Origin of the sequence: Streptomyces sp. NPDC060000, assembly GCF_042737375.1 — a bacterium.
Taxonomy (GTDB): domain Bacteria; phylum Actinomycetota; class Actinomycetes; order Streptomycetales; family Streptomycetaceae; genus Streptomyces.
The window spans coordinates 31,186-49,468 of sequence record NZ_JBHWUU010000028.1 but is presented as its reverse complement, the minus strand read 5'-3'; the positions used below and the strand labels follow the sequence as shown (position 1 = coordinate 49,468).

At 71.0% G+C, this 18,283-nt stretch carries 16 protein-coding genes and 2 pseudogenes; 11 read left to right on the top strand and 7 right to left on the bottom strand.

The window, feature by feature from the left end; translation table 11 throughout:
- Window positions 1-8: 8 nt before the first annotated feature.
- The 4 genes from ACFWBB_RS17010 (at window position 9) to fabF (ending at window position 3,680) form a co-directional block, all read left to right on the top strand.
- A complete protein-coding gene (locus tag ACFWBB_RS17010) occupies window positions 9-926 on the top strand; it encodes an ACP S-malonyltransferase (RefSeq protein ID WP_385272185.1) in 918 nt (305 codons plus the stop codon).
- A 9-nt stretch (window positions 927-935) separates the two neighbouring features.
- Window positions 936-1,967: a ketoacyl-ACP synthase III gene (locus ACFWBB_RS17005; protein WP_385272182.1), complete on the top strand. Its 1,032-nt coding sequence runs from the start codon at window positions 936-938 to the stop codon at window positions 1,965-1,967.
- Window positions 1,968-2,047: 80 nt separating this feature from the next.
- On the top strand, window positions 2,048-2,296 hold the full coding sequence (locus ACFWBB_RS17000; protein ID WP_385272179.1) for an acyl carrier protein: 249 nt from the start codon (window positions 2,048-2,050) through the stop codon (window positions 2,294-2,296).
- A 103-nt stretch (window positions 2,297-2,399) separates the two neighbouring features.
- Window positions 2,400-3,680, top strand: a complete 1,281-nt coding sequence (fabF, locus tag ACFWBB_RS16995) for a beta-ketoacyl-ACP synthase II (RefSeq protein WP_385272176.1) — start codon at window positions 2,400-2,402, stop codon at window positions 3,678-3,680.
- A gap of 94 nt (window positions 3,681-3,774) precedes the next feature.
- Here fabF and ACFWBB_RS16990 read toward each other — a convergent pair whose 3' ends face one another.
- The gene (locus ACFWBB_RS16990; RefSeq protein WP_385272173.1) at window positions 3,775-4,269 is read right to left on the bottom strand and encodes a DUF3145 domain-containing protein; all 495 of its coding nucleotides are present in this window, start codon (window positions 4,267-4,269) and stop codon (window positions 3,775-3,777) included.
- 273 nt (window positions 4,270-4,542) lie between these two features.
- Here ACFWBB_RS16990 and ACFWBB_RS16985 point away from each other — a divergent pair, with 273 nt between their 5' ends.
- On the top strand, window positions 4,543-5,445 hold the full coding sequence (locus ACFWBB_RS16985) for an SGNH/GDSL hydrolase family protein (RefSeq protein ID WP_385272170.1): 903 nt from the start codon (window positions 4,543-4,545) through the stop codon (window positions 5,443-5,445).
- Between the two features lie 15 nt (window positions 5,446-5,460).
- Window positions 5,461-6,438 carry an aldose epimerase family protein gene (locus ACFWBB_RS16980; protein WP_385272167.1) on the top strand — a complete coding sequence of 326 codons (978 nt, stop codon included), beginning with the start codon at window positions 5,461-5,463 and terminating at the stop codon, window positions 6,436-6,438.
- A 125-nt stretch (window positions 6,439-6,563) separates the two neighbouring features.
- On the opposite strand, the gene ACFWBB_RS16975 is transcribed toward ACFWBB_RS16980, so the two are convergent.
- On the bottom strand, window positions 6,564-8,999 hold the full coding sequence (locus ACFWBB_RS16975; protein ID WP_385272164.1) for a glycoside hydrolase family 3 protein: 2,436 nt from the start codon (window positions 8,997-8,999) through the stop codon (window positions 6,564-6,566).
- Here ACFWBB_RS16975 and ACFWBB_RS16970 point away from each other — a divergent pair.
- Complete coding sequence (locus tag ACFWBB_RS16970) at window positions 8,914-9,312, top strand: LysR substrate-binding domain-containing protein (RefSeq protein ID WP_385272161.1); 399 nt, start codon at window positions 8,914-8,916, stop codon at window positions 9,310-9,312. The two genes, ACFWBB_RS16975 and ACFWBB_RS16970, sit on opposite strands and share 86 nt — an antisense overlap.
- A 21-nt stretch (window positions 9,313-9,333) precedes the next feature.
- Window positions 9,334-9,480: pseudogene (locus ACFWBB_RS16965) on the top strand (pyroglutamyl peptidase); the annotation flags it as partial.
- Window positions 9,481-9,533: 53 nt separating this feature from the next.
- On the opposite strand, the gene ACFWBB_RS16960 reads toward ACFWBB_RS16965, so the two are convergent.
- Window positions 9,534-10,418 (bottom strand): EI24 domain-containing protein, encoded by an 885-nt coding sequence (locus tag ACFWBB_RS16960; protein WP_385272157.1) that lies wholly within the window; start codon window positions 10,416-10,418, stop codon window positions 9,534-9,536.
- Window positions 10,419-10,717: 299 nt separating this feature from the next.
- Here ACFWBB_RS16960 and ACFWBB_RS16955 point away from each other — a divergent pair, with 299 nt between their 5' ends.
- Complete coding sequence (locus ACFWBB_RS16955; RefSeq protein ID WP_385272292.1) at window positions 10,718-11,875, top strand: serine hydrolase domain-containing protein; 1,158 nt, start codon at window positions 10,718-10,720, stop codon at window positions 11,873-11,875.
- A 322-nt stretch (window positions 11,876-12,197) separates the two neighbouring features.
- On the opposite strand, the gene ACFWBB_RS16950 is transcribed toward ACFWBB_RS16955, so the two are convergent.
- Window positions 12,198-13,217 (bottom strand): NADP-dependent oxidoreductase, encoded by a 1,020-nt coding sequence (locus ACFWBB_RS16950; RefSeq protein WP_385272153.1) that lies wholly within the window; start codon window positions 13,215-13,217, stop codon window positions 12,198-12,200.
- 96 nt (window positions 13,218-13,313) lie between these two features.
- Between ACFWBB_RS16950 and ACFWBB_RS16945 the strand changes: the two genes are divergently transcribed.
- Complete coding sequence (locus tag ACFWBB_RS16945; RefSeq protein ID WP_385272150.1) at window positions 13,314-13,766, top strand: MarR family winged helix-turn-helix transcriptional regulator; 453 nt, start codon at window positions 13,314-13,316, stop codon at window positions 13,764-13,766.
- A gap of 432 nt (window positions 13,767-14,198) precedes the next feature.
- Window positions 14,199-14,372, top strand: a pseudogene (locus tag ACFWBB_RS16940) (transposase); the annotation flags it as partial.
- A 203-nt stretch (window positions 14,373-14,575) separates the two neighbouring features.
- Here ACFWBB_RS16940 and yjfF read toward each other — a convergent pair.
- Genes yjfF through ACFWBB_RS16925 form a run of 3 tightly spaced genes read right to left on the bottom strand, consistent with a single transcriptional unit; the run spans window position 14,576 to window position 18,257 of the window.
- A complete protein-coding gene (gene yjfF / locus ACFWBB_RS16935) occupies window positions 14,576-15,598 on the bottom strand; it encodes a galactofuranose ABC transporter, permease protein YjfF (RefSeq protein WP_385272147.1) in 1,023 nt (340 codons plus the stop codon).
- Window positions 15,598-16,719 carry an ABC transporter permease gene (locus ACFWBB_RS16930; RefSeq protein WP_385272144.1) on the bottom strand — a complete coding sequence of 374 codons (1,122 nt, stop codon included), beginning with the start codon at window positions 16,717-16,719 and terminating at the stop codon, window positions 15,598-15,600. Before ACFWBB_RS16930 ends, yjfF begins: the two co-directional genes overlap by 1 nt.
- Window positions 16,716-18,257 carry a sugar ABC transporter ATP-binding protein gene (locus ACFWBB_RS16925; protein WP_385272141.1) on the bottom strand — a complete coding sequence of 514 codons (1,542 nt, stop codon included), beginning with the start codon at window positions 18,255-18,257 and terminating at the stop codon, window positions 16,716-16,718. The genes ACFWBB_RS16930 and ACFWBB_RS16925 overlap by 4 nt, the downstream gene beginning before the upstream one ends.
- Window positions 18,258-18,283 lie beyond the last annotated feature (26 nt).

Here is an 18,283-nt window from a genome sequence, read left to right as displayed (position 1 = left end):
GTGTGAGAGTGCTCGTACTCGTCGCTCCCGGCCAGGGCGCCCAGACGCCCGGCTTCCTGACCCCCTGGCTCGAACTCCCCGGTGCCGCAGCCCGCGTCGCCGCGTGGTCGGACGCCATCGGCCTGGACCTCGCCCACTACGGCACCCAGGCCGACGCGGACGAGATCCGTGACACCGCCGTGGCCCAGCCGCTGCTGGTGGCCGCCGGAATCCTGTCCGCGACCGCACTCGGCGAGGTGACCCCCGGCGCCGTCGCCGGTCACAGCGTCGGCGAGTTCACCGCCGCCACCTTCGCCGGCGTCCTCGACGACACCGCCGCGCTGACCCTCGTACGCACGCGCGGCCTGGCCATGGCCGAGGCCGCCGCGATCACCGAGACCGGTATGTCCGCGCTGCTCGGCGGTGACCCCGAGGTGTCCGTCGCGCACCTGGAGAAGCTGGGGCTGACCCCGGCGAACATCAACGGCGCGGGCCAGATCGTCGCCGCGGGCACGCTGGAGCAGCTCGCCGCGCTGAACGAGGACAAGCCCGAGGGTGTCCGCAAGGTCGTCCCGCTGAAGGTCGCCGGCGCCTTCCACACGCGTCACATGGCGCCGGCCGTCGAGGCCCTCGCCAAGGCGGCCGCGGACCTCACGCCGGCCGACCCGAAGGTCCGCTACGTCTCCAACCGGGACGGACGGGCCGTCGCCACCGGCGCCGAGATCCTGGAGCGCCTGGTCGGCCAGGTCGCCAACCCCGTCCGCTGGGACCTGTGCATGGAGACCTTCAAGGAGCTCGGCGTGACCGCGCTCCTCGAGGTCTCCCCCGGCGGCACCCTGGTCGGCCTCGCCAAGCGCGCCCTGCCCGGTGTGAAGACGCTGGCGCTGAAGACCCCCGACGATCTCGACGCCGCTCGCGAGCTCATCGCCGAGCACGGCGTCGCCTGAGGAGCCCTGATGGCGAAGATCAAGCCCAGTAAGGGCTCCCCGTACGCGCGCATCCTCGGAGTCGGCGGCTACCGGCCCACCCGGGTCGTCCCCAACGAGGTGATCCTCGAGACGATCGACTCGTCCGACGAGTGGATCCGCTCGCGCTCCGGCATCGAGACCCGGCACTGGGCGAACGACGAGGAGACCGTCGCCGCCATGTCGGTCGAGGCGTCCGGCAAGGCCATCGCCGACGCCGGGATCAGCGCCGCGCAGATCGGCGCGGTGGTCGTCTCGACCGTCTCGCACTTCAAGCAGACGCCGGCCGTGGCCACCGAGATCGCCGACAAGCTCGGCACGAACAAGGCCGCCGCCTTCGACATCTCGGCCGGCTGCGCGGGCTTCGGCTACGGCCTGACCCTCGCCAAGGGCATGGTGGTGGAAGGTTCCGCCGAGTACGTGCTCGTCATCGGCGTCGAGCGGCTGTCCGACCTGACCGACCTGGAGGACCGCGCGACGGCCTTCCTGTTCGGTGACGGCGCGGGCGCGGTCGTGGTCGGCCCGTCCGACGAACCGCACATCGGCCCGACCGTGTGGGGCTCGGAGGGCGACAAGTCCGAGACGATCAAGCAGACCGTGCCGTGGAACGAGTTCCACACCGGCGACGTCTCCAACCTCCCGCTCGACAGCGCGGGCAAGGTGAAGTTCCCCGCCATCACGCAGGAGGGCCAGGCGGTCTTCCGCTGGGCCGTCTTCGAGATGGCGAAGGTCGCCAAGGAGGCGCTGGACGCCGCCGGCATCACCGCCGACGAACTCGACGTCTTCATCCCGCACCAGGCCAACGAGCGGATCATCGACTCGATGGTGAAGACTCTCAAGCTGCCGCAGTCCGTCACGGTCGCCCGTGACGTGCGCACCACCGGCAACACCTCGGCCGCCTCGATCCCGCTCGCGATGGAGCGGCTTCTGGCGACCGGCGAGGCGAAGAGCGGCGACACCGCGCTCGTCATCGGATTCGGGGCGGGTCTCGTCTACGCCGCCACTGTCGTTACCCTCCCCTAGGCACTCCGTGCCGGATCATCCGGTCCGACGCGGAGCACCCAATGCCACAACCTCTGGAATATCAAAGAAGGAGCGCCAACATGGCCGCCACTCAGGAAGAGATCGTCGCCGGTCTCGCCGACATCGTGAACGAGATCGCCGGCATCCCGGTTGAGGACGTCCAGCTGGACAAGTCCTTCACCGACGACCTGGACGTCGACTCGCTGTCCATGGTCGAGGTCGTCGTCGCCGCTGAAGAGCGCTTCGAGGTCAAGATCCCGGACGAGGACGTCAAGAACCTCAAGACCGTCGGCGACGCGACGAGCTACATCCTCAAGAACCAGGGCTGATCCACCGGCCTCCCTGGGCCGAACTGCCCCGCCACCCGGCGGTGGCGCCGTTCTCCCCGCTGAGGCGGGGGTAGTCCTCCTCGCAACGTTGGAGAAAGAATCCGTGAGCCCGACCAATCGCACCGTGGTCGTCACCGGTATCGGCGCAACCACACCGCTGGGTGGCGACGCAGCCTCAACCTGGGAGGGCCTGGTCGCCGGTAAGTCCGGCGTCAAGGTCCTGGAGCAGGAGTGGGCGGCCGACCAGGCCGTCCGCATCGCGGCCAGGGTCGCGGTGGAACCCCTCGAGGTCATCCCGCGGCCGCAGGCCCGCAAGCTGGACCGCTCGGCGCAGTTCGCGCTGATCGCGGCCCAGGAAGCCTGGAAGGACGCCGGTTTCGCCGGCAAGGCCGGCGAGGACGGCAGCGAAGGTGACGTCGACCCCGACCGGCTCGGCGCGGTCATCGCCTCCGGCATCGGCGGCGTGACCACCCTGCTCGACCAGTACGACGTGCTGAAGGAGAAGGGCGTCCGCCGCGTCTCCCCGCACACCGTGCCGATGCTGATGCCCAACAGCCCCTCCGCCAACGTGGGTCTGCTCGTGGGTGCCCGCGCGGGCGTGCACACGCCGGTCTCGGCGTGCGCGTCGGGCGCGGAGGCCATCGGCTACGCCATCGAGATGATCCGTACGGGCCGTGCCGACGTCGTCGTCGCCGGTGGTACGGAGGCGGCGATCCACCCGCTGCCCATCGCCGCGTTCGGCAACATGATGGCGATGTCCAAGAACAACGAGAACCCGCAGGGCGCCTCGCGTCCCTACGACATCTCCCGCGACGGCTTCGTCATGGGCGAGGGCGCCGGTGTGATCGTCCTGGAGTCCGCCGAGCACGCCGCTCGCCGCGGGGCCCGGGTGTACGCGGAGGCGGTCGGCCAGGGCATCTCCTCCGACGCCCACGACATCGTGCAGCCGGAGCCCGAGGGCCGCGGTATCGCGCACGCCCTGCAGAACCTGCTGGACAACACCGACCTGAATCCGGCGGAGATCGTGCACGTCAACGCGCACGCCACCTCGACGCCGGCCGGTGACGTGGCCGAACTGAAGGCGCTGCGCAAGGTCTTCGGCGACGACGCGGACCACTTCGCGGTCTCCGCGACCAAGTCGATGACCGGTCACCTGCTGGGTGGCGCGGGCGGCGTGGAGTCCGTCGCGACGGTCCTCGCGCTGTACAACCGGATCGCTCCGCCGACCATCAACATCGAGAACCTCGACCCCGAGGCCGAGGCCAACGCGGACATCGTGCGGGGCGAGGCGCGCAAGCTGCCCGTCGAGGGCCGTATCGCCGCCCTGAACGACTCGTTCGGCTTCGGCGGACACAACGTGGTCCTGGCGTTCCGGACGGTCTGAGAAGCACCCGTACACAGCTGCCTGTGCACGGCTTCCCGTACACAACGCGAAGGGCCCCACCTCTCGAGGCGGGGCCCTTCGCGTTGTCCCGGTCTCAGACGACCTGGTGCAGCCAGCGCACCGGAGCTCCCTCGCCCGCGTATCTGAAGGGCTCCAGCTCGTCGTCCCACGGCTTGCCGAGGAGCTTGGAGAGTTCGGCCTCCAGGTCCGTCTCACCGCGCCGGCTGCGCAGCAGGGCCGCGCGGAGCCGGTCCTCGGGGATCAGGATGTCGCCGTGGATGCCGGTGACGGCGTGGAAGATGCCGAGGTCGGGGGTGCAGCTGTAGCGCTCGCCCTCGGCGGTGGCGCAGGGCTCGGCGGTGACCTCGAAGCGCAGCAGGTGCCAGCCGCGCAGTGCGGAGGCCAGTTTGGACGCGGTGCCGGCCTCGGCCTTCCAGGAGAACTCCGAACGCCAGGTGCCGGGCGCGGCGGGCTGCCGGATCCAGTCGAGGTTGACGCGCGTGCCGAGCACCCCGGCGACGGCCCACTCGACGTGCGGGCACAACGCGCGCGGCGCGGAGTGCACGTACAGAACTCCACGTGTCGTCACCGGGACCTCCGGGCAGAGCGGGACAGTCTTGCAGGCTGGCATGGCGGCGGTGGCAGGCAGCCGTGTTGATGGCGAGGCTACCGTGCGGCGGCGCAAGGAGTGTGACGTACCGTCGGTCCCAGCGCCCCGAAACCTCCGTCATTCACCCGGCAGGACGCCTGTACGGGCGTGAGGCGTTCCATCTTGTGGGTGTGATTCGCCGGGAACTCCCGCGCGTTGTCATAGGGGGGCGTTGTTTCGAGGAGCTTCGAAGAGCGAGGGGAACACCAGCGGATGCGGAAACGGAACCGGCACGCGCGGGCCGTGCTCGCGGGCACGGCGGCGGCCGTCCTGGGCCTGACCGGCTGTGACGCACTGGGGGGCGGCGACGCCGAGGGGCCCTCGGGCACGCACGCCCGGCAGGCGAAGCCGTCGCCGTCGCCGACCCCGTTGTGGGACTCCAGTCCCTCCTCGGTGGCGGCGGTGGGTGACTCGATCACGCGTGGCTTCGACGCGTGTACGGTGCTCGCGGACTGCCCCGAGGTGTCCTGGGCGACCGGCAGCAGCACGGAGGTGAACAGCCTCGCCGTCCGGCTGCTGGGCCCGGCGAAGGCGGCCACGCACAGCTGGAACTACGCGGCGACCGGGGCGCGGATGGCGGACGTACCGGCCCAGATGACCCAGGCGGCGGCCGAGAAGCCGCAGTTGGTGACGGTGATGGCGGGGGCGAACGACGCCTGCCGGAACTCGACGTCGGCGATGACGTCGGTGGCCGACTTCCGCGCGCAGTTCCAGGACGCGCTGAGCACCCTGCGCCGTGCGCTGCCGAAGACCCAGGTGTATGTGTCGAGCGTGCCGGACCTGAAGCGGCTGTGGTCGCAGGGGCGGACGAACGTGCTGGGCAAGCAGGTGTGGAAGCTGGGCCTGTGCCCGTCGATGCTGGGCGACGCGGACGCGCTGGACTCGGCGGCGACCCTGCGCCGGGACACCGTGCAGAAGCGGGTGGAGGCCTACAACTCGGTGCTGGCGGAGGTCTGCGCGAAGGACGTGCGGTGCCGGTTCGACGGCGGCGCGGTGTACCGGTTCAGGTTCGGCACCGACCAGTTGAGCCACTGGGACTGGTTCCACCCCAGCAAGGACGGACAGGCGCGGCTCGCGGAGATGGCCTATCGAGGAGTCACCGCGAAGACCTCGTGACTTAGGGTTTCGCTCATGAGCGAACACTTCGGGACACTTTCCGACGGCACCGCGGTGCACCGCTGGACCCTGGAGCGGGCGGGCACGCGGGTGCGGGTCCTCTCGTACGGCGGGATCGTGCAGTCCGTCGAGGTGCCGGACCGGGAAGGGCACGCGGCGAACGTGGTGTTGGGGTTCGCGGACCTGGAGGGCTACGTCACGCACCCGGAGCCCTATCTCGGGGCGCTGGTCGGCCGGTACGCCAACCGGATCGCACTGGCCCGCTTCCCGCTGGACGGGCTCACGTACGCGCTCGCGCCGAACGACGATCCGGGCTCCCTGCACGGCGGCGAGCGCGGCTTCGACAAGCGGGTGTGGGACGTCGAGCCGGTCGAGCACGGGCTGCGGCTCAGCCGGGTCGCCCCGCACGGCGAGGAGGGCTTCCCGGGCCGCCTGGAGGTCACCGCGACGTACACGCTCGACGCGTCGGGGGCGCTGCGGTTCGTGTACGAGGCGGTCACGGACGCGCCGACGGTGGTGAACCTGACCAACCACAGCTACTTCAACCTGGGCGGACCGGGGAGCGGCAGCGCCGGCGGCCACGAACTGCGGCTGGCCGCCTCCCGGTACACGCCGGTCGACGCGCACCGGATCCCGACGGGTGAGCTCGCGCGGGTGGCGGACAGCCGCTTCGACTTCCGTACGGCCCGCAAGGTCGGCGCCGGGTACGACCAGAACTTCGTGCTGGACAAGGGCGTCACGGACACGCCGGTCGAGGTGGCCGAGCTGTACGATCCGGCGTCCGGGCGGGCGCTGACGGTGGCGACCACCGAGCCGGGGCTCCAGCTGTACACCGCCGACTATCTGAGCGAGCCCTTCGAGCCCGGTGAGGGCGTCGCGCTGGAGACCCAGCACTTTCCCGACTCGCCGAACCGGCCGCAGTTCCCGAGCACCGTGCTGCGGCCGGGGGCGCGGTACCGGTCGGAGACGGTGTACGGCTTCTCGGTCCGGTAGGGACCGCACGCCCCGGCAGGAACCGCGCTCTCCGGTGCAAGCCCCTGGAAAACCGGAGAAGATGTTGCCCCGGTCCAGGGGTCAGGTCCCGGACCGGGGCTGTCAGCGGGGCGACGAGCGCCGGTTCATACGTTAATCGTCGCGGTGATCCTGCGGTCCGCGATCGAGCGGCCCACCTGGATTTCGTACGAACCTTTCACAAAGGACCACCGGTGGTCCGCCTCGTCCCACACCTCGAAGGCACGGGTGGGGATCTCCACGGTGACCTCGGCGCTCTCCCCCGGGCCCGCCTCGACACCGGCGAAGCCGGCCAGCCAGCGGGCCGGGCGGTCGGGCGCCGGGCTCTGCGATGCCGGGGCCGCCCCGGTGGGGGCGAGGTAGACCTGCACGACCTCGCGCCCCGCCCGCTCGCCGGTGTTGCGGACCCGCACCGTGACCGTGGAGCCCGTGATGTCGGCCGACTCGTACGCCCAGTCGGTGTAGCCGAGGCCGTGCCCGAAGGGGAAGGCCGGGGTGCGCCCCTCCTTCTCCCAGGCCCGGTAGCCGATGAAGACGCCCTCGGTGTAACGGAGTTCGCCGTCGGTGGGGGTGACCTCGGTGACCGGGGCGTCGGCGAGGGAGCCCCAGGTGGTGGGGAGCCGGCCGCCGGGCTCGTGGGCGCCCGTCAGGACGTCCGCCAGCGCCGATCCGCCCTCCTGACCGGGGAACCAGGTGAGCAGGACGGCCGCGACGTCCTCACGCCACGGCAGTTCCACCGGGGAGCCCGCGTTGACGACCACGACGGTGTTGGGGTTGGCGGCGGCGACGGCACGGACCAGGTCGTCCTGTCGGCCGGGGAGGCGCAGATCCTTGCGGTCGAAGCCCTCTGACTCGACGCGTTCGGTGGTGGCGACCACGACGACGGCCGTGTCGGCGGTCCGCGCCGCCTCGACCGCCTCGGCGATCAGCTCGTCGGGGTCGCGCGTCGGCTCCTGGTGGGCCAGCGCGAAGGCGACGGCCTTGAAGGGGATGCCCTCGGGAAGCGCGAACACGTGGGTGAGGGAGACCTCGACCGGTGCGCCGGCGGTCAGTCCCACCTGGGCGCGGGGCTGGGGGGAGCCGAAGAACGCCTCGAAGGGGTCGCTGTCGTCGGCGGGGAGCTGGACGTCGTCGTAGTACGTCGTCCCGGCGACGGTGAGGGTGAAGGCACCCGTGCCCTTGATGCCGAAGGTGTGCGGGCCGCTCTCGCGCGGGGTGAAGGTGCCGGTCAGCCCGATCGTGTGGAGGGAGTCGTGGGTGACGCCCTCGGGGAGGTCCGAGCCCATCCACTGGATCTGGCCGTTCGGCGCGGAGCCGGTGCCGATGACGGTTCCGGCGGCGTCACGACAGACCGCCCGCAGCTCGAACCCCTTGTCGGCGACGGCGAGTTCGGTGGTGGGGTCGGCGCCGACCGCGTAGCTGAGGGTGCCCTCGGGGAGCGCGGCGGTGAGGCCTTCGAGCGGGGAGACCGTGCGGACCGGGAAGACGGTCGCGGAGCCGCCGCCGAGGACCCGGGCGTCGCGGGCGGCCGCGCCGACGAGGGCGACGGTGCCGGGCCTGAGCGGCAGCGCGTCGCCCTCGTTGCGGACCAGGACGAAGGAGCGGCGGGCCAGTTCACGGGCCAGGGCCTCGCCGTCGACCGGCGCGGGCGGCTCGGTGACGGCCGGTTCGACGTCCGCGAGGGCGCCGACGCGGGCGGCCAGGCGCAGGACGCGGCGGACGGCCTCGTCGACCTCGGACTCGTCGAGCCGGCGGTCGCGTACCGCCTCGGCGAGGGCCTCGCCGTAGATGGTCTGCGGCCCGGGCATGGCGACGTCGAGGCCGCCCCGCAGCGCGCCCACGGTGTCGCGGGCGGCCATCCAGTCGGAGACGTTGAAGCCGTCGAAGCCCCACTCGCCGCGCAGGACCTCGTTCACGAGGTGGTGGTGTTCGGTCATCGTCGTCCCGTTGACCGTGTTGTAGGCGGTCATGACGCCCCAGGGGCGGGCGTTCTCGACGATGGCCTCGAAGGGCGCCAGGTACAGCTCGCGCAGGGCGCGTTCGCCGACGAGGTTGTTCACGGTGAAGCGGTCGGTCTCGGCGTCGTTGGCGACGAAGTGCTTGACGGTGGTGCCGACACCGCCGGACTGGACGCCGTTCACATAGCCCGCGCCGATCACGCCCGTCAGATACGGATCCTCGCTGTAGGCCTCGAAGTGGCGGCCGCCGAGCGGGGAGCGGTGCAGGTTGACCGTGGGGGCGAGCAGGACGTGGACGCCCTTGCGGCGGGCCTCCTGCGCGAGCAGGACGCCGGCCCGGCGGGCGAGTTCCGGGTCCCAGCCGGCCGCGAGGGCGGTCGGGGAGGGCAGGGCGACGGACGGGTCGTCGGCGGTCCAGCGCACCCCCCGGACGCCGATCGGCCCGTCGGACATGACGAGGGACTTCAGCCCGATCTCGGGAAGCCCGGGCAGCGACCACATGTCCTGGCCGGCAAGCAGCCGGGTCTTGGCGTCCAGGTCGAGCTTGCCGAGGGCCGTCTCGACCGCCGCTTCCACTTCCGCCATCGCGGCGCCTCCTCGTTGCGGTTCAGGGACGCCTCCATCCTGCCCCTGGCGGACTACGAGCGAATCAGAGGCGCACCCGTCGGTCGAGCACCCTCACAGCGAGCCCGCGGGTCTCGGCGTCGCGCTGGTGCCGGCGCTCGCCGCGTCGTCCGTACGGCCGGACATCGCGCTGCTGCCGGTGCGTGACGAGGACGCCCCCGCGCGAGCGGTGTACGCGGCGACGGAACGCGGACGTTCGCTCACGCCGGCGGCGGAGGCGTTCGTCACCGCGCTGCGGGAGGCGGCGGCGGAGATCCGTCGTGGCATGGCGTAGACCACTTCCGTCACGGGATACGGGCATGTGCACACACCGGTCCTCCAGTTCGGGGCCGGCAACACCGATCCGGCCACCGGCACGGTCACCGATCCGGAGTTCGTGCGCAACCGGCTGGACATCGTCGCCCAGGTGCGGGCGATCCTGAGCGTGGCGGCGGGGGCGTAGCTCCGCGCGTGCGGGCCGAGGAGCCGTGGGGGCGGCGGTGGCGGGCGGCCCCGTCAGGGCGTGGCGTTGCGGCCGCCGTGCGCGTGCCCATCGGGTGCGTGGGCCCTGCCGAAGCCGCGTCCCTCGCCTCCCTCGCCTCCCGCGCCTCGCGCGTCACCCTCGTCGTCGCCGTCGTCGCCGTCGCCGTCGGAGATCTCCTCGCCGAGCAGGTCGCGGGCGAGCATCGTGGCGCCCGCGACCGCGCCCGGCATCAGCAACACCGCGACGACGGGCACCAGGAAGGCCAGGCCCAGCGGGGTGCCGAAGCCCCAGATCAGGGTCTTGCGGGAGCGGAACAGGGCGAGCCGGGCGCGCAGGTCGACGTCCCGGCGCTGGAGGGCGACGGCGGCCAGTTCCTCGGTGAGGAAGAAGCCGGTGACGAAGAAGCCGATCACCGGGACCACCGTCTGCCCGACGACCGGGATGAACCCGAGGGCGAACAGCAGCACGGCCCAGAGCAGCGCGCGGCACAGGACGCGGAGGCTGTCGCGGGCGGAGATCCACAGTTCGCGCCAGAGCGGCAGCCCGGACTCGGGGGCCGTGCCGTCGGGCGAGACGTCCCGGTCGACCCTCTCGGAGAGGCTCTCGTAGAAGGGCTGCCCGATGAGCAGGGTGACCGCGGTGAAGGTGAGGACGGCGAGCAGCAGGCCGAGGGCGAACAGCACGGCGACGAGGAAGCCGCGGAACACACCGCGCCAGGGGCTCGACCAGTCGTCCGCGAACGGCGTCGTCCATCCCACGAAGTCCTCGCCCCACACGGCGAGCGCCACCAGCGCGGCCACATAGAGGACAAGCGTGATCAGGCCGGGAAGGAGTCCGAACCCGTACTGCTTGCCGTGCCGGGCCACCCACCGCTGGCCCTTCAGCAGGTACCTGAACCCCACCCCAAGATCGCGCATGGCCGAACTCTATCGGTCGTGCACATTTCACGGCCGTGGGCCGTGGCCACCCACCACGGCGCGCTCGTGGCGGCCCTCGTAGGCCATCCGGGGCATCGGTGACACCAACACCTGCTCGTCGCAGTTGAGTCGAACAGGTACACCTCGCCGTACCGATCTACGGAAGCAACGATCTCGGCACGTTGGAGGAGGTGCTTCGGTGTGACGGCGTGGTACGGGGTGAGGCCGGGCTTGAGGGATTTGACGGCACACGCGAGCAGTGGGCTGGTTGAGGAGAGCGGATGACTCGATTGACTCGGATGACGAGGGAGATCCACGGCACCGTCGCCGACGGATTCGAAGCGGTTCGGGAGGAGTTCGCCGCGTTCGTGGCGGAGGAGGAGCCCGACTACGAAGGCCAGTTGTGCGCGTATGTGCACGGCCGGCGGGTCGTCGACCTGTGGGTGCCGGGCGAGGGTGCCGGACCCGACTCCCTCTACGGCGTCTACTCGTCGACCAAGGGCGCCGCCCACCTGGTGGTCGCCCTCCTCGTCCAGGAGGGCACCCTGGAGCTGGACCGCAAGGTCACCTACTACTGGCCGGAGTTCGCGGCCGAGGGCAAGGGCGCGCTGACCCTGCGCGAGTTGCTCGCGCACCGGGCCGGGGTGATCGGCACGGACACCGGGTTCTCGCCGCAGGAGCTGGCCGACGACCGGCAGATCGCCGAACGCCTCGCCGACCAGCGGCCGTTCTGGCGTCCGGGCACCGCCTTCGGCTACCACGGGCTGGTCATCGGGGCGCTCACCGGCGAGGTCGTACGGCGGGCCACGGGCCGTACGCTCCAGGAGGTGCACGAGGAGCGGGTGCGCGTCCCGTACGGGCTGGACTTCTTCCTGGGGCTGCCCGCCGCGCACGAGCCGCGCTTCCGTACCGCGCAGCCGATGGCGCCGACCGCCGCGCAGCGGGCGCTGCTGGACTCCCTGCCCGGCGGCCCGCACACCCTCGCCGCCGTCGCCTTCAACCGGCACGCCGCCGAGCCGACCGACCTGGAACTCCTGCCGAACGACCCGCTGATCCGGGCCAGGGGGCCGGCCTCGGTGGGCGGGGTGGCCTCGGCGCGCGGACTGGCCGGGCTGTACGCGGCGGCGATCAGCGAGGTCGGCGGGAAGGTGCCGCTGCTGAAGGAGGACACGGCGGCGGAGTTCGGACAGCTGCACTCCGTGGGGTACGACGTGGTGGCGCGCTCGCACAGGTCGTACGGGCTGGGCTTCCAGGCGACCGCGGACACCTGGCACCCGTTCCTGGGCGCCGGGGCGTTCGGGCACAGCGGGGCGGGCGGCTGTCAGGCGTTCGCGGATCCGCGCAGCGGGCTCGCCTACGGCTACACCCGGCGCCGGTTCGCCTTCCCGGGCGGCTCCGCGCCGGAGAACGACCGGCTGGCTGGAGCCGTGCACGGCGCGGCGCTGGCTTCCGGCTGAGGAGCCGAGAGCCGACGGCACGCGGCACGCCGGCCGGCGAGAGCGACGACGCGGCAGGCCGCACGCGGGACGCGGGACAGTCGACTCGACGAGGCGGTCGGCGGGAATGTCGGCGGGACGACCGGTCCGACGGCCGACCGCCGGTCCGACGACCGACCGCCGGTGCGTATCGGGGCCTCGGCGCGTCGGCGGCGGTGCACGGCGAAAGGGCCGACGAGCGAGCGAAGGCCGCACCCCTAGAAACCGCCGTCCGGGGGTGCGGCCTCGTCGTGCGCGCGACGGCTGGTGCCCGGGGCGTCAGGGCGGCGTCACGGACCGGAGGTCAGAGCTTGACGATCATCTTTCCGGTGTTGTCGCCGCGCAGGACCCCGAGGAACGCCTCCAGGTTGTTCTCGATGCCCTCGACGACCGTCTCGCGGTACTTCAGCTCGCCGGAGCGGACCCAGGCGCCGACCTCCCGGACGAACTCCGGCTGGAGGTCGTAGTGGTCGCCGACCAGGAGGCCCTCGATACGGCCGCGGGTCGCGATGAGGCGGGCGAGGTTCTTCGGGCCGGGGGCCGGCTCGGTGTTGTTGTAGACGGAGATCATGCCGCAGATCACGATGCGGCCCTTCTCGTTGAGCGAGCCGATGGCCGCCTCGAGGTGGTCGCCGCCGACGTTGTCGAAGTAGACGTCGACACCGTCGGGAGCGGCCTCACGAAGCTGTGCGGCGACGGGGCCGTTCTTGTAGTTGAAGGCGGCGTCGAAGCCGTACTCCTCGACGAGCAGCTTGACCTTCTCGTCGGAGCCGGCCGAGCCGATGACCCGGGAGGCGCCCTTGAGCCGGGCGATCTGGCCGACCTGGCTGCCGACGGCGCCGGCCGCGCCCGACACGAAGACGGAGTCGCCCTCCTTGAAGGAGCCGGTGCGCAGCAGGCCGGCGTAGGCGGTCAGACCGGTCATCCCGAGGACGCCGAGGTAGGTGGAGAGGGGTGCGGCCTCGGCATCGACCTTGACGGCCTGCTTGGCGTCGAAGGTGGCGTACTCGCGCCAGCCGCCGAAGTGCAGGACGTGATCGCCGACGGCGACGCCCTCGGCGCCGGAGGCGACGACCTCGCCGACCGCCCCGCCCTGCATGGCCTTGCCCAGCTCGAAGGGGGCCACATACGACTTGGCGGCGCTCATGCGGCCGCGCATGTAGGGGTCGACGGAGACGTAGGCGTTGCGTACCAGCACCTCACCCGGGCCGGGCTGCCGGATCTCCGCCTCGGCCAGCTCGAAGTCCTCGGGCTTCGGCCAGCCGACGGGACGGCTGAGCAGACGCCATTCGCGGCTGGTGGTGGGGAGGGCCGAGTCGGTCATGGGGGGCTGCCTTTCAACGCTTGCAAATGCTTCACTACCTGAAACAACCATGCTCCTGAATATTTCAGGATGTCAAGTAACGGGTACCCTGCATTCATGCCGACCTCACATCCGACCCCGCTCCCCGATGCCCTGACCATGGAGGTCGTCGGGCTGATCGGCGAGGTCGTGACCCGCTACTACGAGGACTACGAGGAAGCCGCCGCAGGTCACGCCCTCACCGGCGCACAGGCCCGGCTGCTGAGCCTGCTGTCGCTTGAGCCGCTGCCGATGCGGAAGCTGGCGCAGAAGCTGAAGTGTGAGCCGTCCAACGTGACCGGCATCGTCGACCGCCTGGAGTCACGCGGTCTGGTCGAGCGGCGCCCGGACCCGGCCGACCGCCGGGTGAAGCTGGCGGCGGCCACGGACGAGGGCCGGCGAATCGCCAAGGGGCTGCGCGAGTCGCTGCGGTTCGCGCGGGAACCGCTGGCGGGGCTGGCGGAAGAGGAGCGGGTGGTACTGCGGGGGCTGCTGCGGCGCATGCTGGGCACGGAGGCCTGCGGGGCCTGACCCCGCCGGACCTGACCGGGCTTGACCGGGCTTGACCGGGTCTGCCTCCCCGCCGGGTCCGAGCCTGACGCGCCGGACCCTACCTGACCTCACCGGGCCCGACCGGGCTTGACCGGGCTTGACCGGGTCTGCCTCCCCGCCGGGTCCGAGCCTGACGCGCCGGACCCTGCCTGACCTCACCGGGCCCGACCGGGCTTGACCGGGCCCGACCAGGTCTGCCTCCCCGCCAGGCCCGACGCGCCTGACCCCCACGGACCTCACCCGGGCCGACCGGGCCCGACCGGGTCTACCTCCCCGCCGGGCCCGCGCCTGGCCCCGCCTGACCCCGACGGACCTGCTCGTGCGCGCCTGCGGCTCAGTCGTCCGAGCCGGAATTCCCGCCCCTGCGGCCCGTGCGGTTCGCTCCGCGGACCAGTTCGCCTGCCGCGAGGGAACTCCCTCGAGGGCGTCAGCTCCCGCAGGCTCCGCCAGGAGTACGACAGCCACGTCCGCCGGTACCTGTGGGGCGGACATTTCTGGTCCGGCTCCTACTTCGCAGGATCATGCGGTGGGGCACCCCTGACCATCGTCAAGCAGTACATCGAAAACCAGCAGCGCCCCGTCTGACCGTCACCCCCAAGAGGCAGCGCACTCCGGCGCTCCGCGCCTCCGACCCGAGGAAGGCCTTCACCCCCACCCTGAAGGGCGGAGCACTGGCCAAGATCAGAGGTAGAGATGGCCCGCCTTCACCATCCGGACGCCGGGACAGCACGGCGACGGCACCCGGCTCCGGGCGTGGGACCGGGTGCCGGGTGCCGTCGCCTTCGGCTTCAGGCCTTCTTGCGGGTCGTCATGAAGCGCTGGACCAGGATGAACGCGCACAGCAGCACACCCGTGGCGATCTTCGTCCACCAGGAGCTGAGCGTGCCCTCGAACTGGATGATGCTCTTGATCAGACCCAGCACCAGCACCCCGAACAGGGTTCCCAGCACATAGCCGGAGCCACCCGTCAGCAGCGTGCCGCCGATGACGACGGCGGCGATCGCGTCGAGTTCCATACCGGTCGCGTGCAACGGGTCACCGGACTGGATGTACAGGGTGAAGAGGAGCCCGGCGAGCGCCGAGCAGAAGCCGCTCACCGTGTACACGGCGATCTTCGTGCCGCCCTGCGGGAGACCCATCAGCATGGCCGACTGCTCGTTGCCGCCGATGGCGTACACCCGGCGCCCGAAGCGGGTGTAGTGCAGGACGTAGAACGCCACGGCGAGGACCACCAGCGAGACGATCGCGCCGATCGAGAGGAAACCCATCCCCAGCGACACCTGCGCCTGGGCCATGCTGCTCACCGAGGAGTCGCCGATCGAGATCGACTCCTTGCTGATGACCAGGCACAGGCCGCGGAAGAGGAAGAGGCCGGCGAGGGTCACGATGAAGGGCTGGATCTCGAAGTTGTGGATCACATAGCCCATCAGGAAGCCGCCGAAGGCTCCCACGGCCAGCGCCATCGGGATCACGACCACGATCGGCAGCCCCTGGCGCTCCACCAGCCAGGCCGTGAACATCGTCGTGAAACCGATCATCGAGCCGACGGACAGGTCGATACCGCCGGACAGGATGACGAAGGTGACACCGACCGCGGCGACCAGCAGATAGCCGTTGTCGATGAACAGGTTCAGGAAGACCTGCGGCTCGCCGAACCCGTAGTTCTGGTACCGGCTCAGGCCCACGAGGTACATCACGAGGAAGAGCAGGGCCGTCACGCCGACGGGCAGCCGCCGGTCGCCGAGCAGCCGCGCGGCCTTGGACGGGGTACGGCTGTCGGAGGCCGTGGGGCTCTGGGTGGTCGCGCTCATCACGACACCTCCATCTTGGGAGCGGCCTCGGTCGCCGTGGCGGGGTCGGCCGGGGCCGCGCCCTGCTTGGCGCGTCCCTTCGCGGCGAACCCTGCGGCGAATTTCGCACCGAACACCTTGGCGCGGAACTTCGGGGACTGGAGCAGGCAGACGACGATGACGACGGCGGCCTTGAAGACCAGGTTGGTCTGGGTCGGCACGCCGATGGTGTAGATCGTGGTGGTCAGGGTCTGGATGACGAGGGCGCCGACCACCGTGCCGCCGACGGAGAACCGGCCGCCCAGCAGCGAGGTGCCGCCGATCACCACGGCGAGGATCGCGTCGAGTTCGATCCACAGGCCGGCGTTGTTGCCGTCCGCGGCCGAGGTGTTGGAGCTGATCATCAGGCCGGCGATGCCCGCGCACAGCGCGCAGAACGCGTACACCATGATCTTGATGCGCCGGGACCTGATGCCCACCAGACGGCTGGCCTCCGCGTTGCCGCCGACCGCCTCGACCAGCAGACCTAGAGCCGTGCGCCGGGTCAGCACCACGGTGACGGCCACGACCGCGGCCACCACGAAGATGGAGAACGGCAGGGTCAGCCAGTAGCCGCCGCCGATCAGCTTGTACGGCTCGCTGTTGATGGTGATGATCTGGCCGTCGGTGATCAGCTGGGCGACACCTCGCCCAGCGACCATGATGATCAGGGTGGCGATGATCGGCTGGATGCCCATCCTGGCGACCAGGAAGCCGTTCCACAGGCCGCAGACGACCGCGGCCAGCAGGCCCAGCCCCATGGCGAGCAGCACCCCGGACAGGGCGCCCTGGTCGGACTGGTCACTGATGTACGAGCAGGCCAGCGCCCCGGTGATGGCGACCACGGCGCCGACGGAGAGGTCGATGCCGCCGGTCGCGATGACCAGGGTCATACCGACCGCCACCAGGATGAGGGGCGAGCCGAACAGCACGATCGAGACGAGGCTGCCGTAGAGGTGGCCGTCCGCCATCTTGACCGAGAAGAAGTCGGGGGTGAAGGGAACGTTGACGAGCAGCAGCAGGACCAGGACCGCCACCGGCCAGAACAGGTGGTGGTGGGTCAGCGCTCGCCACCGGGAAGAGGTGGTCGAAGAGGTGGTCACTGGTGCTCTCCGCTCGCGATGGTCTCCAGGATCCGGGTCGTGGTGATCTCGGGCCCGTTGGTGATCTGCGCCACCAGCCGGCGGTCGCGCAGTACTCCGATGGTGTGACTGAGCCGGAGTACCTCCTCCAGTTCGGCCGCGATGTACAGCACGGACACGCCGTCCTCGGAGAGTGAGACGACGAGTTTCTGGATCTCCGCCTTGGCTCCGATGTCGATGCCGCGCGTCGGCTCGTCGAGGATCAGCAGCTTCGGCTGGGTGATCAGCCAGCGGGCCAGCAGCACCTTCTGCTGGTTGCCGCCGCTGAGCTGGCCCACCCTGGCCTCGGGGTTGGCGGGCCGGATGTCCAGCGCCTTGATGTACTTGGCGACGAGTTCGTCGCGCTGGGCGGCCGGAATGGGCCGGGTCCAGCCGCGCGAGGCCTGCAGGGCCAGGATGATGTTCTCCCGCACCGTCAGGTCGGGCACCAGGCCCTCGCTCTTGCGGTTCTCGGAGCAGAACGCGACCCCGGCGCCGATCGCGTCGTTCGGGGCGCTCATCGAGACCTGCTTGCCGCCGATGAACACCTTGCCGGCGTCCGGCTGGTCGGCGCCGAAGAGCAGCCGGGCGAGTTCGGTACGGCCCGATCCGAGCAGGCCGGCGAGCCCGATCACCTCGCCCTTCCTGATCTCCAGGTCGAACGGCGCGATGCCTCCGGTCCTGCCGAGACCGTCCGCCTTGAGCAGGGTCTCGCCCGCGTCGGCGTGCAGCTGGTGTTCGTGGAGCTCGTCCAGCTGGCCCATGGCCTTGCCGAGCATGAGCTGGACGAGGCCGACCTGGTCGAGGTCGCTCACCATGTGCTCGCCGACGAGGGTGCCGTTGCGCAGTACGGTCATCCGGTCGCAGACCTCGTAGATCTGGTCCAGGAAGTGCGAGACGAACAGGATCGCGACGCCCTCGTCCTTCAACCGCCGCATCAGGGCGAAGAGCTGGAGCACCTCGTCCCGGTCGAGGCTGGAGGTCGGCTCGTCGAGGATCAGCACCTTGGCGCCCGTTCCCTCGCCCTCGCCGTCGCCACCGGTGCCCAACGACCTTACGATCGCGACCAGTTGCTGCACGGCCAGCGGGTACGAGGACAGCGGGGCGGTGACGTCGATGTCGAGTCCGAGCCGGTCCACCAGCTCCGCCGCCCGCCGGCGCAGCTGCTTCCACTGGATGCGGCCCATGCGGGTGGGTTCACGCCCGATGAAGATGTTCTCCGCCACCGACAGGTTGGGGCAGAGGTTGACCTCCTGGTAGACGGTGCTGATGCCGGCCTGCTGGGCCTGCAACGGGCTGGCGATGCGCACCGGTTCGCCGTCCAGCGTGATCGTGCCGCCGTCCAGGGGGTGGACCCCCGTGAGCACCTTGATGAGGGTGGACTTGCCCGCGCCGTTCTCGCCCATCAGGGCGTGGATCTCGCCCGGGAAGAGCCGGAAGTCGACATCCGACAGAGCCCGTACCCCCGGAAACTCCTTGACTATGCCCGTCATTTCCAGGACGGGCCGTGGCTCTGCCATACCTCTCCTACCGAGGGGGCCACCGG

Coding starts and splice junctions, on each gene's coding strand:
- ACFWBB_RS16975 (WP_385272164.1), bottom strand. CDS start 8,999: ATGGCGGAAGTGGAAGCGGCGGTCGAGACGGCCCTCGGCAAGCTCGAC.
- ACFWBB_RS17005 (WP_385272182.1), top strand. CDS start 936: ATGGCGAAGATCAAGCCCAGTAAGGGCTCCCCGTACGCGCGCATCCTC.
- ACFWBB_RS16925 (WP_385272141.1), bottom strand. CDS start 18,257: ATGGCAGAGCCACGGCCCGTCCTGGAAATGACGGGCATAGTCAAGGAG.
- ACFWBB_RS17000 (WP_385272179.1), top strand. CDS start 2,048: ATGGCCGCCACTCAGGAAGAGATCGTCGCCGGTCTCGCCGACATCGTG.
- ACFWBB_RS16985 (WP_385272170.1), top strand. CDS start 4,543: ATGCGGAAACGGAACCGGCACGCGCGGGCCGTGCTCGCGGGCACGGCG.
- ACFWBB_RS16960 (WP_385272157.1), bottom strand. CDS start 10,418: ATGCGCGATCTTGGGGTGGGGTTCAGGTACCTGCTGAAGGGCCAGCGG.
- ACFWBB_RS16950 (WP_385272153.1), bottom strand. CDS start 13,217: ATGACCGACTCGGCCCTCCCCACCACCAGCCGCGAATGGCGTCTGCTC.
- ACFWBB_RS16945 (WP_385272150.1), top strand. CDS start 13,314: ATGCCGACCTCACATCCGACCCCGCTCCCCGATGCCCTGACCATGGAG.
- ACFWBB_RS16955 (WP_385272292.1), top strand. CDS start 10,718: ATGACGAGGGAGATCCACGGCACCGTCGCCGACGGATTCGAAGCGGTT.
- ACFWBB_RS16970 (WP_385272161.1), top strand. CDS start 8,914: ATGTCCTGGCCGGCAAGCAGCCGGGTCTTGGCGTCCAGGTCGAGCTTG.
- ACFWBB_RS16980 (WP_385272167.1), top strand. CDS start 5,461: ATGAGCGAACACTTCGGGACACTTTCCGACGGCACCGCGGTGCACCGC.
- yjfF (WP_385272147.1), bottom strand. CDS start 15,598: ATGAGCGCGACCACCCAGAGCCCCACGGCCTCCGACAGCCGTACCCCG.